We start from the raw sequence: 15,078 nt of genomic DNA on the forward strand, positions 1-15,078 counted from the left end.
GTAGGAAGTAAACAATAGGAAAGGTTATATACATAAAGTAAAAACAAGCAATCATTTTTTAGGGTAAATCCTTATATTTCAAATCTCTCTCTGGAAATACTATATACAAGAACTATTAGAGCAAGAATAAATATTGCTGGCATCAATGCAATTATCAATGGGAGTAGGGTAATAAAAATGGATTTTATAAATAATGTTTTTGTGTGTAGGAAATTTCTAATCATATTTTGGATATATAGAAAATAAAAGAGCCGCATTTCTGCGGCTCTTTTATTGCGAAAATTCAAGTTATTTCATTAAAACAAATTTCTTTACTATGTTCTCTGTCCCGAAGCTTAATCTCGCAAAATAAGTGCCCGAAGATAGCTTTTCATTCTCTAAATGAGTCGTATAAGTTCCTGCCTGTTTTTCCTGGTTGCTAAACAGGGTTTTGACACAACGTCCGGACAAGTCGTAAAGGCGTAGGGACACGTTACTTCTATTGGCTAAAGAGTAGGAGAGTTGAATCATTTTTGAAGAAGGATTCTTGATAATATTCAATTTTGTATTACCTGTTACAATAGAGGATTGTTCTTCGGCTCCAACCCGGATAGTGTTTCTCCAGAAGTTTATTCCGCCGTCTCCTTCTCCTACAAATAAGTCTAAATCTCCGTCTTTATCAATATCTACCAGCACGGGCGTAGCATTTTTTCCGACATCAATATTGTTATATTTTGTGCTTACAAGTGTCCAATTTGCGACTGCTGAATCGCCAATATTTCTATAGTGATATATGCAACCTCCGGTTGCGCTGTCCACACCGGTTCCATATCCAACTCCTACGAGCAAGTCAGTATGTCCGTCTAAATCCAAATCCCCGAATGTTGGCGCAGCATAGCCGGGCAATAAGGTATTTAAGTAATTATCCGTAACAAAAGTGAAAGTCGGAATGTTAGCAGAGCCATCGTTTCTATAGAAGTATATTTTCCCGGAATCATTCCCGACAAACAAGTCATAATCGCCATCCTTATCAATATCAAAAAATGTAGGTTTGGAATGTTTACCCACATCTATAGAAGAATAATTTGAAGATACTAATGTCCATACAGGAGTTGCCCCTGTTCCCATGTTCGTATAAAGATATAATACACCATCAACGTTGCCTACAATTAATTCCTCTTTATGTGTAGCAGTATCGGCAATATCTACAAATACCGGTGCCGAATAAGTTCCAGGGTTAATACTATCTAACATTCCAAGACTAAGATGGAAAGAATCAACTATCATTGTTGTATCATCACCCGTTTTAACCTTACTATAATTTCGTGTTTCATATTCCCAGTTATCCAATCCTACATTCTTTAATTTACGAATTTTCCCATCGCTTGTAAATCCATTCCCGATATACATATCAATTTTGCCGTCTTTATCTATGTCTGCAAATGCAGGAGCACTAAACCCTCCAAAGTCAAGATAATTAAACTGGTCTGTTACAAGAGTGAAATCCGCAGAATCTGCAGTTCCTGTATTTTCATAAAATCTCATTAAACCATCTCTCGAACCCATAAAAAGGTCAAAATCTCCGTCACCGTCAATATCTGCAAATCCAGGACCTGACCTGTCAAGAGAAGTAATGCTGTCATAAAAACTGCTGACAAAAGTCCACGCGGCAGAATCTATTGTTCCTGTATTTCTCCAGAAGAGTAAATGTCCATTAACGTTTCCGATAAATAAATCCAAATCATTGTCATCATCTATGTCAATAAAAGCAGGGTCCACCTGTGTCATTCCGGAATCAGGAACATAAGTTTCTGTAATATGTTTAAATACCGTAGAATCACCGATATGTGTCCATATAGCGGAATCACTGGCGCCATATACATTTTCAAAGAAATGAAGTTTTCCGCCATTTTCTTCGCCGATAGCTAAATCTAAATCTCCGTCATTATCTATGTCGGCAAGAGAATTGCAAGGATGTCTTAACCAGCCCCAGTGAAGAGTATCTACAAAAGTAAAATGTGGAGCACTAATAGTTCCTACATTTTTATAAAAAAGAGTTTTACCGATAAAATCACCACAGACTAAGTCTAAATCATTATCATTATCTAAATCAATAAAGGTTGGCTTAGAATATCCTCTTATATTTGCATTAGCAGGATCCGGCAACCTTATATAAATACTATCAAAGAAATCCGTAACGAAAGTAAACTTTGGACTTGTAGCAGTTCCAATGTTTTCAAAATATCTGATAATGCCATCCCATCCACCTACAAACATATCCAAATCATTGTCATTATCCAAATCGGCAAAAGTCGGTTTATGTCTTTCTTCTCCTCCAAAATATACGGCCGTAGTATCGCCGTCAAGAACGCCGTTTATAACTCTTTCCCATACAGCGGCAGTGTCTTTATTGGAAAAATTTGTCATTTTTCCACCAAACAACATAAGTGGCAAACACAATGCAGCCACTCCTAATACAACCTTTTTCATAAAGCCCTCCTTGTTAAAAATGTCTCTTCTATTTGATGTGATGCTATAAATAAAATCACTATAAATAATTACTCTTAATATCCCTCCTTATTCAAAAAGGACTGTTCTCTTTGAATAATGCTATATTTTTTATATATTAATGCTTTTGTCAATAAGGGAAACACTGTATTTTTAAAACCAAGTAAATCATATAAGTATTTGCAACTGCATTTTAAATCCAAGTTGAATATCGGTATTTTCTTTCAATGGTTGATTTACATCCAGATTTAACATTAACCTATGATAACTGTGCTCATCAAAATTAATATTTATACCGGGTGTTACAAGCATATTAGCTGTCTCACCGTCATCTTTATCTGAAAACGTATAATCAAACCTTAAGGCAGGAAAAAGAGAATATATATGTCCAAGATTTACTTTTATCCATTTTCCTAAAATTAGTCCTATGCCCATAAAATAAGTTGTATCACTTATAATATAATTATTTCCATAATCAGTTTCTCCCTGGAACCAAAAATCTCCTTTTTTATACTCCACGTCAACGTTAAATGCCTGATACGTCTCTTTATCTTTATATAGATTAGAAGCGCTTATTCCAACGCCAACGTCTTTTATTGGTTTTAGCACTATCCTTCCTACGCATTGTTTCCCTGAGTCTTCGTCGTATTTCTTATTGTCCCCGTTACCATTAAAAACGCCAATTGCATAGTCTATTGTTCGGATCTGTCCATAAACCATAGCTCCAACATCTCTTCCCGAATATTTTAAAGTCGAGGCGTAATCAAACATCCCGGTTTTATCAGCTCCTATTGTATTATTTCCTTTTTCTATGAACATATCCTTTGAATCTCCTGTAAGAGCAAGAAGACTAAAAGGTTTCTTATATTGTCCTAATTTAAGATTAATGGTAGGCGAAAATTGTAAATCTCCATATCCGTCTTTAAGTTGTAATACTCCCTGACCAAAATTTACCTGAATGTTTCCATGAAGTATTGTATTTTTGAAATCAGCCCCAAGTTCTGCTCTTTTTAGAGTAAAAGTATTATTATAACCTATATCTTTTATATTAGAAGTGAGGTACTGTATATGAACCAAACCTGCAAACGTCATCTTAGATTTTTCGGAGATTACGTTGTCCTCGCAATTTGCATAAGAACTAAAAAATATAAATACTAGAATGTTTATTCCCAATCTCATAAAGCCTTCTCAATAATATTATATATACAGGTATAGTTGTTTATTTTTGTTGTTTTGTCAATAAGGGAAACGCTGTATTTTTATTACTTAGAGAATAGTTCGATAAAATCCAATACTTTAAGTTTTGTTGTATTGTTTTTCTTTAAGCCGATATAGCATCTTGGACAATTTGTTACGACATAATCTACGCCCGAGCTTTTAAAATAGTCCATTTTAGATGTTCCCGTTATACTTGATATTTCAGGGTGATAAACCGGTACGAGCCCTGAATATCCGCAGCAAACGGAAAACTCTCTTGATTTTTCCCCGTCCCGCAATTCATAGCCAAGCTTTCTTATCAGTTGACGGGGGGAATCGTAATCTCCGCTTCTTCTCCCAAGATAACAAGAGTCCTGATAAGCGATTATTCCTTTTTTCTTTTGTGCCGGGAGAATAAGTTGTTCATATTGCAGTAAGAACTTAGAAATATGATATGTTTCTATGTTTGTATTTAACCCACAATCCCGTTTTAAGTGTTTTTCAAAGTGTCTGTTACAAGTTGGGCATAGATTTATAATCGTATCAGGATTTAAGGAATTTATCTTTTTGACTAATTTATCTGCATTTTCCCTGAAGAGTTCGGTTCTCCCAAGAATTCTGAATACATAACCACAGCAAATTGAGTCTTCAAATAGATTAATATTAACTCCTATATTTGTCAGTAGAGAAAGATATTTCTGCAGTAAATCCGGCAAATCATTCTTGTAAATACAACCGGGAAATAATAATATTTTTTTCATAATTATTTATTATATGAATATTGCCTGTTTTTTAGAATTTTTTTCAAAACATTTTGTCCTATTTTTGATTTTGTAACCCCGCGTATATTTCTTATATTACTGCCAATTTTGGCACCGACAGGACATATTTCCTCGCACATTTCGCAATTTAAACAAGCAAAGAGACCATTAGCAATATTAACATTTTCCTTACAGATAGAATGAGAAAAAACTATACCAATTCCCCCTTGGTAACTTCCTCCAAAATTCGGACCGGCAACTTTAGAAACCGGGCAATGCAGCATACATGCTCCGCAACCTATACAATTCAATGCCTGTCTTAATTTATCATTTTTTAGCAGGTTACTCCTATTATTATCAACAATTACAAGGTGCACTTCCTCTGCGCCCTGCGCATTATGGATTACCCTTTTTTCGATGTCAGTCGTGTAACTTGGCGAGGAAATTATATTAATATAAGCCGTTGAGCGTTTACCTGTGCCAAACATTGAAAGACACTTTGATAAATAAACTGCTTTTTCTAAAGTTTCAACTATCCTATGATAAGCTACCACAGCGATATGAATTTTTGGGACTCTTGTTACGAGTGAAATATTTCCCTCGTTTTCAACTATTACAATATGTCCTTCGGAGGTCACAAAGTTTGCCCCGGTTAGCCCTACTTCTGCACAAAATATTTCATTTCGTATTATTTTGGAAATCTCTTTTGTTATTACTTCAGCTGTTTCTTTGATTTTTAGTTTATACTTTTTTCTCAAAAAAACAGATATTTCTTTTAGCGTTAGTCCCATTGCGGGAGCATTAGGGTGAATACGAACTGTACCCATTTCTTGAACAAGCCAATCTCCGATATCGGTTTCAACGATTTTCTTGCCTGAGATATTTTGAAGTCCTATTTCGTTAAGTAAATTAGATTTTGATTTTACAATATGATTTTTGTCCCGAAGTAACCCGTTAAGAATTCTTATTGCTTCTTTATTGTTATTGGCATAATGTATATCAACTCCATTTCCTTTAAGTCTTGATATTGCAGAGTCCCACAATTCGGGAGCTCTTTTTAAGTCTTCTTCCCTTATTTTTGAAGCATTTCCCTTAATCTTTTCCATATCAGGCACAGAGATAAGCTCCCTAAATCGTTTTTGGTAGATTTCAACAGAAGCCTTTAATTGCGATCTTGTTCTCTCATCCAGAATTTTAAAAGACGATGACCTTTTTATGTTTAATTTATTATTTGTCTTTCCGGTTTTATCATTTATCTTTTTGCTCATTTTGAAAAATTATCTTTTTATTATATAGTTGTCAATAATTTCATTTGCTTTTAATCGCGCGCAGAGGTGTAACTAAAGGTTTGTCAAATTCATCCAACTTAACGGATGCTTCAATGTTATAAAGAGAAGCAATCATTTTTGATGTTATTACTGAAGCGGGGTCTCCTTGTGCAAAGACTTTACCTTCTTTTAAAACACAAATTCTGTCGGCAAATCTGGCTGCGATATTAATATCGTGTAAAGCTATAACCGTGCACATATCTCGTGAAACAGTCAAAGATTTTATCCATTCGCAAATCTGGAATTGGTGCTGTAAATCCAGATTTGAAGTCGGTTCATCCATAAGTAGTAATTGTGGATTTTTAGCGATGGTTTGTGTAATGAATACCATTTGTCTTTGCCCGCCGCTAAGCTCATTAAGCATCCTTTCAGCTATATCAGTAAGTCCCACTTCTTTCAGAAGCTGGTTTACAAATTCTACATCATCCCGGCTAATCTTCCATCCTAATTGATGTATCCTGCCTATAAGAACTGCTTCAAATACAGTTAATACGGCACTTACGGGAGATTCCTGGGGCAAGTAACTGATTATTTTTGAGAGGTCATTACGATGAAACGCAGATATATGTTTATTATCAAATAATATTTCCCCTCTCGATTTGAGTATGCCGAATAAGCATTTGATTAACGTAGATTTTCCTGAGGCGTTTGGTCCCAAGATTGCCGTTATCCCCGGAACCAGTTTGATATTTATATCTGACAGGACAGGCTTTGAATGGTAAGCAAAAGATAGGTTTCTTATTTCTATAATCACCAGTACTCCCTTTTTTTAGATAATATCATAATAATAAAGAACGGGACACCGAAAAGCGAAGTTGTAATTCCTATTGGCAACATACCGCCATGAATTATAAGCTTACTGAGTATGGATGCCACTGAAAGTAATATAGCTCCAAGTAATCCTGACATAGGAAGAAAAAACCGCTGGTCTTCACCGACTAAAAACCTCGCAAGATGAGGACCTACCAGACCTATAAAAGCTATTGTTCCGGTAAAACATACTGCCGTAGCAGTTAAAATTGAAACAAAAACCAGGCTGTTAAGGCGAAGTGACTGAACATTAATTCCCAAACTTTGTGCGCGGATATCGCCAAGTCTCAAAGCAGTTAGCTTCCATGCGTTTATAATGAAAAAAGGAATGCCTACAACCATTACAGTAGAAATAATTCCCAATTTTTGCCAGGTGGCTCCCTGTAAGCTGCCAAACATCCAGAATACTATGGATTGTAGTTGTTCTTCCGAAGCAATATATTGCATAAAGGCAACAGCAGAATTAAATAAAAAAGAAAGGGCAACACCCGTGAGAATTAAAATTTGAGTCGTGCCTTTTCTAAATTTAGCTATCCCGTAAATACATAACATAGCAAGTAGCGCAAAGATAAAGGCGCTGAAACTTATACCTACTTGCCCAATTAAAGGTAATTTACCGATGCCTAAAATTATGGCGATAGCAGCGCCAAAACTTGCCGCTGATGAAATTCCTAAAGTATATGGGCTGGCAAGCGGATTATTTAAAATGGTTTGCATTTCTGCTCCTGCTATAGCAAGTGTAGAACCAATTAATAGCGCCATAATCGCAATCGGTAACCGAAATGTCCATACTATGGTGTGGACAAAATCTGTCGCATTTTTAGGTTGTAAAATAGCTATGACTACATCTTTCATAGGAAGCATAGCAGGTCCGGTCATAATATCGGTTAAAAATAAAAGAACGATTGAAAGAACTGCCAGAATGATGAAAAAGATTTTCTTACGGGTTATTTTTTCGTAGACCTGTTCTGATTTAACAATAGGTTTCATAATAATTTACAATGACTTCAAAAACTCTTCCAATGTAGTCATAGAAACTCCGAGCTCCTTAAACTCGTTCATAAGGTCGCTGTAATTTTTTTCCGTCCCAGTATTATCATATCCTTTAGCCGACCTTATTAAAACATCAGTAAGAAGAGTTACCTTTTGTCCCATTCTGATAAGAGATAGAATGGAATTGTTTACACAGAAATTAGAAGAAATTCCAAGGGAGTTTCCAAAGACAATCCATTCGGAGACATTGAGCATTTTTACCAGTTTAACTGCATTACTGTTATGCTTAAAAGTGTCAAAGTAGTCATTTTTTTTAAGGTCTTTTTCTTTAAGACCATTAGTGGCATTTTTCTGTATGTAAAATTGCCGGTAATCTTTAACATATTTAGTCCATTTATCATCTTTTGGGCACATAGGGATAAAAAGAATATCAGACAGAATATTTTTCTCCAACATTCTTACTCCACAACAGATAGTAAAAAGAAACGGGATATTTGCTTTTGATGCTACATCATATAATTTATTGAATTTTTCAGCTAAAAGTTCTACACGGGGACGAAATATTAATTTTGTTCCCGTGTCATCTACTTCTCTGGAACATGATTCAAAAAATCCTATATTTTGTTTTATCATTTGTCCTCCAATCCTATCATCCATACACCGCTATATTCTATCGGCATAAAGCGCTTATGAAATTCCCGTAAATCTTCTTCCGGGTCAATATCTTTGAATTCGTTGGGGTAAAGCCACTTTGCGATTTGTTCTAACCCCACAAATCCCATACTATGGGTTAGAAATTCAAAGGATAGAGCATATACACGGCAATTTTTAACCGCCTTAAGATTTTCCCACCCTGGACGCTTGGTGAAAGCTTCCAAGCTTGATAATGCTTCTGATTTGCTAACATCATAACCGACCCTTATTGAAGTAGGGAAATTTAAAAAACCACTAGTACCTACGAGGATAATTACATCCGGGTCTGCTTTCAATAGATATTCCGGGTTTATCTGTCCCATATAAGCAAAATATGACTTATCTTCACTGCTTGTATTTGCGGCAATATTATTACATCTGACTTGTTCCAACATTGTGCTCCAATATGACAATTTGTCAAAACCGCCAGCGTTTCCATATCTATAAACTTCCGTGCCTCCGTAAACTTCCGCCGAAGTCGCATTTTCAAGATATACTGATGGTACTGGCGATTTAATTCTTGAAAGACGGGAAAAAATTGTATCCATATGAGAATCCACAAAATCTGTTATTTCTTTCGCTTTTTGTTCTTTACCTAAAACTTTGCCTAAAATAAGTAAACTTTTATGGGCAATGCCTAAATTTTGAACTTTTCCTTTGAACAAGTCACCAAGACCAAGGACAAGATAAGGTAATTTTGTCTTTTCTATCTGTTCTATAGTATTCCGAGGTCCAGACCCAGTAATAACTAAATCTGGTTTTAATGCTAAAAGTTGTTCCATAGTTAATGTCCCGTTATGATAACTCCCTAAAAAAGATGTTTTTTGCAAACGAGGAAACCTTTCAATAAATTTTATATAAGCACCGTTATCTGATGTCTTTAAAGCCGGTCCCCATCCTACAAGTTTATCTTCTATTTCATCTCCAAGCAGTGAGGACAAATCATAAATTTCTTTGCCAAAAATTAATACAATTCGTTTTATTGGTTGTTTGAAAGATACGGTTCTTCCTGCTATATCAGTGACAGTTACTATGTTTGAATCACTTTTTAGTTTCTGAGCTTTAATTGTTCCTGTAGAACATAAAAGGACTATAGTAACTAAGAGTAAATCCAAATACCCAAACCCGAATGACGAAAAAATTCTTAAATTTCTAAATACCCAATTGTTCATTTTTTTATCTGACGTTCATAGTCATTCTGATTTTGTCATTCATTTTTTAGCTCATCCAATGTTTTCATAGATACTCCAAGAGAACGAAACTCATTAATAAGACTATTATATTTTTCATCTGTCCCGGAATCACCAAAGCCTTTTGTTCCCCTGATTAGAGTATCCGTAAGTAGGGTTACTTTCTGTCCTGCAGTTATAAGAGACTGTATGGCAGTATTTACGCAGAATTCAAACGAATTTCCGAAGACTATCCATTCCGAAACATCAAGCATTTTTATCAGTTTTACCGCGTTGCCGTTATACTTAAAAGCATTGAAATAATCGCAGCGTTTACCTTGCGGGTCTGTTTTTGGCCAGGAAAGTTTCTGGATAAAAAATTGACGGTAGTCTTTAACATACTTAGTCCATTCATCATCTTTTTGGTCTATAGGAATAAAAAGGATATCGGGTAACATATTTTTTTCAAACATCTTAACTCCACAACAAAAAGTAATAACATAAGGAATGTTCATTTCCGAAGCTATGTTGTATAATTTTTTTACTTTTTTACCTATGATTTTTGTGCGGGAACGAAATATCATTTTTGTACCGGATACGTTCATTTGCCTGCAATCGGATTCAAAAAATCCTATACTATGTTTTATCATTTGTCCCCCCAACTTAATTCATTGTTTTAATATCAATGCGTAAGATTGATTATCTTTATAAAGACTTTAAGAGCTCTTCCAAAGTAGTTGTATATACTCCAAGATTATGGAATTCTTCCATAAGGTTATTATAATTTTCATCAGTGCCATCAGTAGCCCGTATTAAAACATCAGTAATAAGGGTTACTTTCTTTTTCATCTTTACAAGAGTACGAATCCCGGTAGTTACACAAAAATCAAACCCATTTCCAAAAGCAATCCAATGTGAAATATCAAGCATTTCTATTAATCTAATTGCATTGCTGTTATGCTTAAAAGCATCATGATACTCACAAATATAGCTTAATTGCGGTTCCCTTTCGCTATCGGGATTTTTTTGAATATAAAATTGATGATAATTTTTAACATTTTTAACCCATTCATTATTATTTGTATCCATAGGAATAAAAAGGACATCCGGCATCACATTTTTTTCAGGCATTCTTCCCGCACAACAGGTAGTAAAAAGAATCGGGATATTTCTTGTTGATGCTATGTCATATAATTTGTTTAATTTTTCGCCAATCGGAACCACACGTGAACGAAAAACTAATTTTGTTCCGGATTCATCCATTTCTCTGGAACAGGCATCAAAAAAACCTATATTTTGTTTTATCATTTATCCTCCAACCCTATCATCCATACTCCATTGTATGGAACAGGCATAAATTTATTATGAAATTCCTGCAAATCCTCTTCCGGATTAATATCCTTAAATTCATCGGGATATAGCCATTTTACGATTTGTTCCAGACCAACAAAACCCATATTGTGTTGGATAAATTCATGGGATAAAGCGTATATACGATGATTTTTAACTGCCTGGAGATTTTCCCATCCGGGACGCTTAGTAAAATCCTGTAATCTTGATAATGCCTCTGACTTGCTAACATTATAACCAAGTCGTATTGAAGTAGGGAAATCTAAATTACCACTACTACCTATGAGAATAATTACATCCGGGTCCGCTTTCAATAAATATTCCGGGTTTATCTGTCCCATATAACATATTTTATTTACGGCAATATTATTACACCTGACTTGTCCAAATACTGCCCCCCATGTTAACAATTTTCTGTTTTTGTCATAACCATGAGTATTTCCATAAAATTCTACTGAAGTCGCTTCTTCAATGTATACCGATGGTACTGGTGATTTAATTCTTGAAAGACGGGAAAAAATTGTATCAATATGGGAATCCGCAAAATCTGTTATTTCTTTCGCCTTTTCTTCTTTCCCTAAAACCTTTCCTAAGAGGAGTAAACTTTTACTTTGAACTTTTCCTTGAAAGGGATCGCTGGCCATATCAAGAACAAGATAAGGCAATTTTGCTTTTTCCACCTGGTTTATAACATCCGCCCTCCAAGTCATAGATACTTCAGCAATAACCAAATCTGGTTTTAATGCTAAAATTTGTTCCATATTTAATGTCCCTTTATGATAACTTCCTAAAAAAGGTATTTTTTGCAAACGAGGAAACCTTTTAATAAACGTTATATACGCATCATTATCTGATGTCTTTAGAGCCGGGCCCCAGGCTACAAGCTTGTCTTCTATTTCATCTCCAAGCAGTGAAGAGAATTCATAAATCTCTTTGCCAAAAATTAATATAATTCGTTTTACTGGCTGCCTGAATGATACTTCTCTTCCTGCCATATCAGTAACGGTTACCGTATTTTGAGCATCCTGAGCTTTAGTTGTCCCGATAAAACATAAAAAAACTATGGCGATTAATAATATTATCTTTTTCATAATTATTATTAACAGGGATTGGACGAGATTGAAAGAGATTTTTTATTCTTAATTCTTTTATCTTTTAACATTCTCTTTCCATCCCTGTTAACTTAAAAAATCCCTTTTCTTCTAAACTTAAACCTTTTCTTTCAATCTGATAAAAGTTGTCAAATCTTTTAAATTCCAAATTTTTCTTAGCAAAATTCACTAAAAATCCAATCAGAGTTTCACTTACCCTCAATTGTGATATTAATTGAGCTTTATGCTCTTCATTCAACTCTTTTACTGCTTTAACTTCAACTATAATCTTTTCTTCTATTAACAAGTCGGGTATATATTTACTGACTTCCTGATTTTCGTACATAACAGAAAACTCTTTCTCAGAAGCAACCTTTAATTCTTTACTTAACTCAATAAACAGAGCTCTGTGGTATGCTTGTTCTAATAATCCCGGACCTAACTGGTTATGTATTTTATAAAAAGCCTTAATAATTTTATCGGTAATACTCCTATACTCAGAATCATTCCATTTCATTTTTATCTCTTAAAGTTCTCTTCAAATCCCTGTCGATACTATTTTTTGTTTTGTAAAACCCCATTTATATTAACCCACTTCCAAGTCCTATAGCAATCAAGAACATCATTATTGCTACAATCAATTGCACAGTGCGTATGGTAACTTTTTTCAAAAGTCGTTTACCCACATAAGCACCAATGAATGCCGATAAACAGGCAACTATTAATAAAGGAATATGTCCTTCTATGGGATTCGTTTTTTTTGCAACGAGAATCGTATAAGCATATACGGAGATTCGTGTAATGTCAACGATACAGGCTATTACCACCCCTGTCCCGACAAAAGCTTTTTTATCTAACCCAGCGTGAAGAAGAAAAGTGCTGCGTAAAGCTCCCTGATTTCCTGAAAGTCCTCCGAAAAAACCACTTAAAAGCCCTCCTATCGGTAAATACTTTCGTTCTATATTTATATTGTTCAGTCTTGGTATCAGTTCAATAACTGAGAATACGCTCATTATAACTGCAATAACAAGTTTTATTGTTGTAATAGTGCAATGTCTGCCTGCTAAGTCGTAGGAAGTCAATGGCTGCATACCGGAAAGAAGACCAAGAAGATATGCTCCGACAAAAGCAGACAATATAGCCGGAATTCCAAACCGTAAAACGGTAGCTTTATCGGCATTTTTTCCCATCAGGATAAGTTTAAAAATGCCGTTGGAAAAATGTACCAGTGCCGTCATACCTACTGCAATCTCTATAGGAAAAAAGATTACAAAAAGAGGCGTAAGTACTGTTCCTAACCCAAAACCAGAAAAGAGCGAAAGTCCGGATACAATGACAGCCGCTATACCTATTACTATATATTCCATAAACCCCTCCTATAAAATGTAATTACCAAATACATAAAATCCGAATGCCGAACAAACCCTCTAATTCCTAAATATCCAATTTTTCATTCTTTATTTGATTCTCTTTGTTTGAGATTGTTTCATCATTTCTTTTGTTATTAACTATTTTCACCTCATAATCGTCCTGCTTATTTCATCAAAATTAACTTTTTTGTTACATTATAGTTCCCTGTTTTCAGTTCCGCAAAATAAATTCCTGCTTTTAGCTCTTTTGCATTAAGGATTGCGGTATAAGTGCCTGCTGGTTTTTGTTCGTTGACAAGAGTTTTTATACACCTGCCGGAAATGTCGTAAATCGTTAATTTGGTATTTCCGCCTACGGCGGACAGGCGTGAATCGGAATTTGGAGGTGTAGCATAATGAATAATCGTGCTTGTGCGAAACGGGTTTCGTCCTATTTGTATATTTATTTTTTGATATTTGATATTTGATTTTTCTTCTACCCCTGTTTCTTTATCTAACCGGATGAGATAGACATCATTGTTGCCTGCTCCGAATGAGTACGTTTCACCTGCAACAATAAAGCCGCCATCAGAAGTCTGTTGAATAGAATATCCCTTATCATCGTCATTTCCGCCGAAAGTTTTCGTCCAAAGAGTGCTCCCCGAAGAATCTGTCCTGATAACATAAACATCATAACCACCTGCCCCGAAAGAGTTTGTAGAACCTGCAATAATAAAACCACCGTCTTTGGTTTGTTGGATTGAATTGCTAAAATCATTACCTGTCCCACCAAAAGTTCTTGTCCAGAGTGTATTACCTGAAGAATCTGTCTTAATCAGATAGACGTCAGAGCCACCCGCTCCAAAAGAGCTTGTAGAACCTGTAATAATAAACCCGCCGTCTTTAGTTTGCCGAACGGAACATCCTCCATCATTCTTAGTCCCGCCGAAAGTTTTTGTCCAAACTACATCTCCCGAAGAAGTTACTTTTGTAAGATAAACGTCGCCTTTGCTTGTTCCGGATGAGGTTGTCCCGCCAGTAATTATAAAACCGCCATCAGAAGTTTCCTGAACTGAATTTCCAAAATCACTGTTATTCTCTCCGAAAGTTTTAAGCCAGACAGCAGTACCTGAAGAATTCGTTCTTATTAAGTAGATATTACTGTTACCTTCTTCTCCTGAAATAATAAAACCGTTATCGGAAGTTTTTTGAACAGAATAACCATAATCGAAATAGTTACCGGCATGACCGAAAATTTTAGCCCAGATAGAATCGCCAGAAGAATTTGTCTTGACAAAATAAATATCTGTAGAATTAGGACATATAGTTCCTGCAATAACAAAACCACTATCAGAGGTTTCTTGGACTGAGTTGCCCCAATCGTTACCTTCTTCACCGAAAGTCCTTGTCCACAACGTATCACCTGAAGAATTTGTCCTGATAAGATAAAAATCGTAACCACCTCTTGTTGCAAAAGAGACCGTAGAACCAACAACTATAAAACCGCTGTCGAAAGTTTCCTGGATTGATTTACCAAAATCATAGTTAGTTCCACCGAAAGTTCTTGTCCACAGGGTATCCGGTGCACATGCGATTGCGTTGCTTGTAATTAATATTCCTGTAAGTAATAAAAGTTTGAGACTTGTAATACGAAAAATAGAGTTATGACTCATAAAATTATCTGAACATAAAATCTAAATTCTTACAATATAAATTCCGCCTCAAGCGGTGAAGAGTCTTATTACAAATAGATTCTTCATTCCGCTACGCTCCATTCAGAACGATAAAAGAACATAATGTAAAAAATTAGTAGAGATACTACACTAAATATCCAATTTCCCATTTTTTTA

Annotated in this window: 14 protein-coding genes; all 14 read right to left on the reverse strand. The window is 35.2% G+C overall.

The window, feature by feature from the left end; genetic code table 11:
• Positions 1-288: 288 nt before the first annotated feature.
• The gene (locus WC614_03550; protein ID MFA5032076.1) at positions 289-2,469 is read right to left on the reverse strand and encodes a T9SS type A sorting domain-containing protein; all 2,181 of its coding nucleotides are present in this window, start codon (positions 2,467-2,469) and stop codon (positions 289-291) included.
• A gap of 186 nt (positions 2,470-2,655) precedes the next feature.
• On the reverse strand, positions 2,656-3,666 hold the full coding sequence (locus WC614_03555) for a porin (GenBank protein MFA5032077.1): 1,011 nt from the start codon (positions 3,664-3,666) through the stop codon (positions 2,656-2,658).
• Between the two features lie 83 nt (positions 3,667-3,749).
• A complete protein-coding gene (locus WC614_03560; GenBank protein MFA5032078.1) occupies positions 3,750-4,445 on the reverse strand; it encodes a (Fe-S)-binding protein in 696 nt (231 codons plus the stop codon).
• Positions 4,446-4,447: 2 nt separating this feature from the next.
• A complete protein-coding gene (locus tag WC614_03565) occupies positions 4,448-5,713 on the reverse strand; it encodes an LUD domain-containing protein (GenBank protein MFA5032079.1) in 1,266 nt (421 codons plus the stop codon).
• Between the two features lie 40 nt (positions 5,714-5,753).
• The gene (locus WC614_03570) at positions 5,754-6,527 is read right to left on the reverse strand and encodes an ABC transporter ATP-binding protein (protein ID MFA5032080.1); all 774 of its coding nucleotides are present in this window, start codon (positions 6,525-6,527) and stop codon (positions 5,754-5,756) included.
• Positions 6,524-7,573: an iron ABC transporter permease gene (locus WC614_03575; GenBank protein MFA5032081.1), complete on the reverse strand. Its 1,050-nt coding sequence runs from the start codon at positions 7,571-7,573 to the stop codon at positions 6,524-6,526. The genes WC614_03570 and WC614_03575 overlap by 4 nt, the downstream gene beginning before the upstream one ends.
• Before the next feature lie 6 nt (positions 7,574-7,579).
• Positions 7,580-8,209 carry a hypothetical protein gene (locus tag WC614_03580; GenBank protein ID MFA5032082.1) on the reverse strand — a complete coding sequence of 210 codons (630 nt, stop codon included), beginning with the start codon at positions 8,207-8,209 and terminating at the stop codon, positions 7,580-7,582.
• Positions 8,206-9,441, reverse strand: coding sequence for an ABC transporter substrate-binding protein (locus WC614_03585; protein ID MFA5032083.1), 1,236 nt, complete (start codon positions 9,439-9,441; stop codon positions 8,206-8,208). The genes WC614_03580 and WC614_03585 overlap by 4 nt, the downstream gene beginning before the upstream one ends.
• A gap of 35 nt (positions 9,442-9,476) precedes the next feature.
• Complete coding sequence (locus tag WC614_03590) at positions 9,477-10,088, reverse strand: hypothetical protein (protein MFA5032084.1); 612 nt, start codon at positions 10,086-10,088, stop codon at positions 9,477-9,479.
• Positions 10,089-10,143: 55 nt separating this feature from the next.
• Positions 10,144-10,746 carry a hypothetical protein gene (locus WC614_03595; protein MFA5032085.1) on the reverse strand — a complete coding sequence of 201 codons (603 nt, stop codon included), beginning with the start codon at positions 10,744-10,746 and terminating at the stop codon, positions 10,144-10,146.
• Positions 10,743-11,879, reverse strand: a complete 1,137-nt coding sequence (locus tag WC614_03600) for an ABC transporter substrate-binding protein (protein MFA5032086.1) — start codon at positions 11,877-11,879, stop codon at positions 10,743-10,745. Before WC614_03600 ends, WC614_03595 begins: the two co-directional genes overlap by 4 nt.
• 64 nt (positions 11,880-11,943) lie before the next feature.
• On the reverse strand, positions 11,944-12,396 hold the full coding sequence (locus WC614_03605) for a GxxExxY protein (GenBank protein MFA5032087.1): 453 nt from the start codon (positions 12,394-12,396) through the stop codon (positions 11,944-11,946).
• 64 nt (positions 12,397-12,460) lie between these two features.
• The gene (locus WC614_03610; protein ID MFA5032088.1) at positions 12,461-13,246 is read right to left on the reverse strand and encodes a sulfite exporter TauE/SafE family protein; all 786 of its coding nucleotides are present in this window, start codon (positions 13,244-13,246) and stop codon (positions 12,461-12,463) included.
• Positions 13,247-13,413: 167 nt separating this feature from the next.
• Entirely contained in the window at positions 13,414-14,901 is a 1,488-nt protein-coding gene (locus tag WC614_03615) for a T9SS type A sorting domain-containing protein (GenBank protein ID MFA5032089.1), read from the reverse strand.
• Positions 14,902-15,078: the final 177 nt, after the last annotated feature.

The organism is bacterium, assembly GCA_041649255.1.
Classification (GTDB): Bacteria; Hydrothermota; UBA3073; order JACQXS01; family JAQTXJ01; genus JAQTXJ01.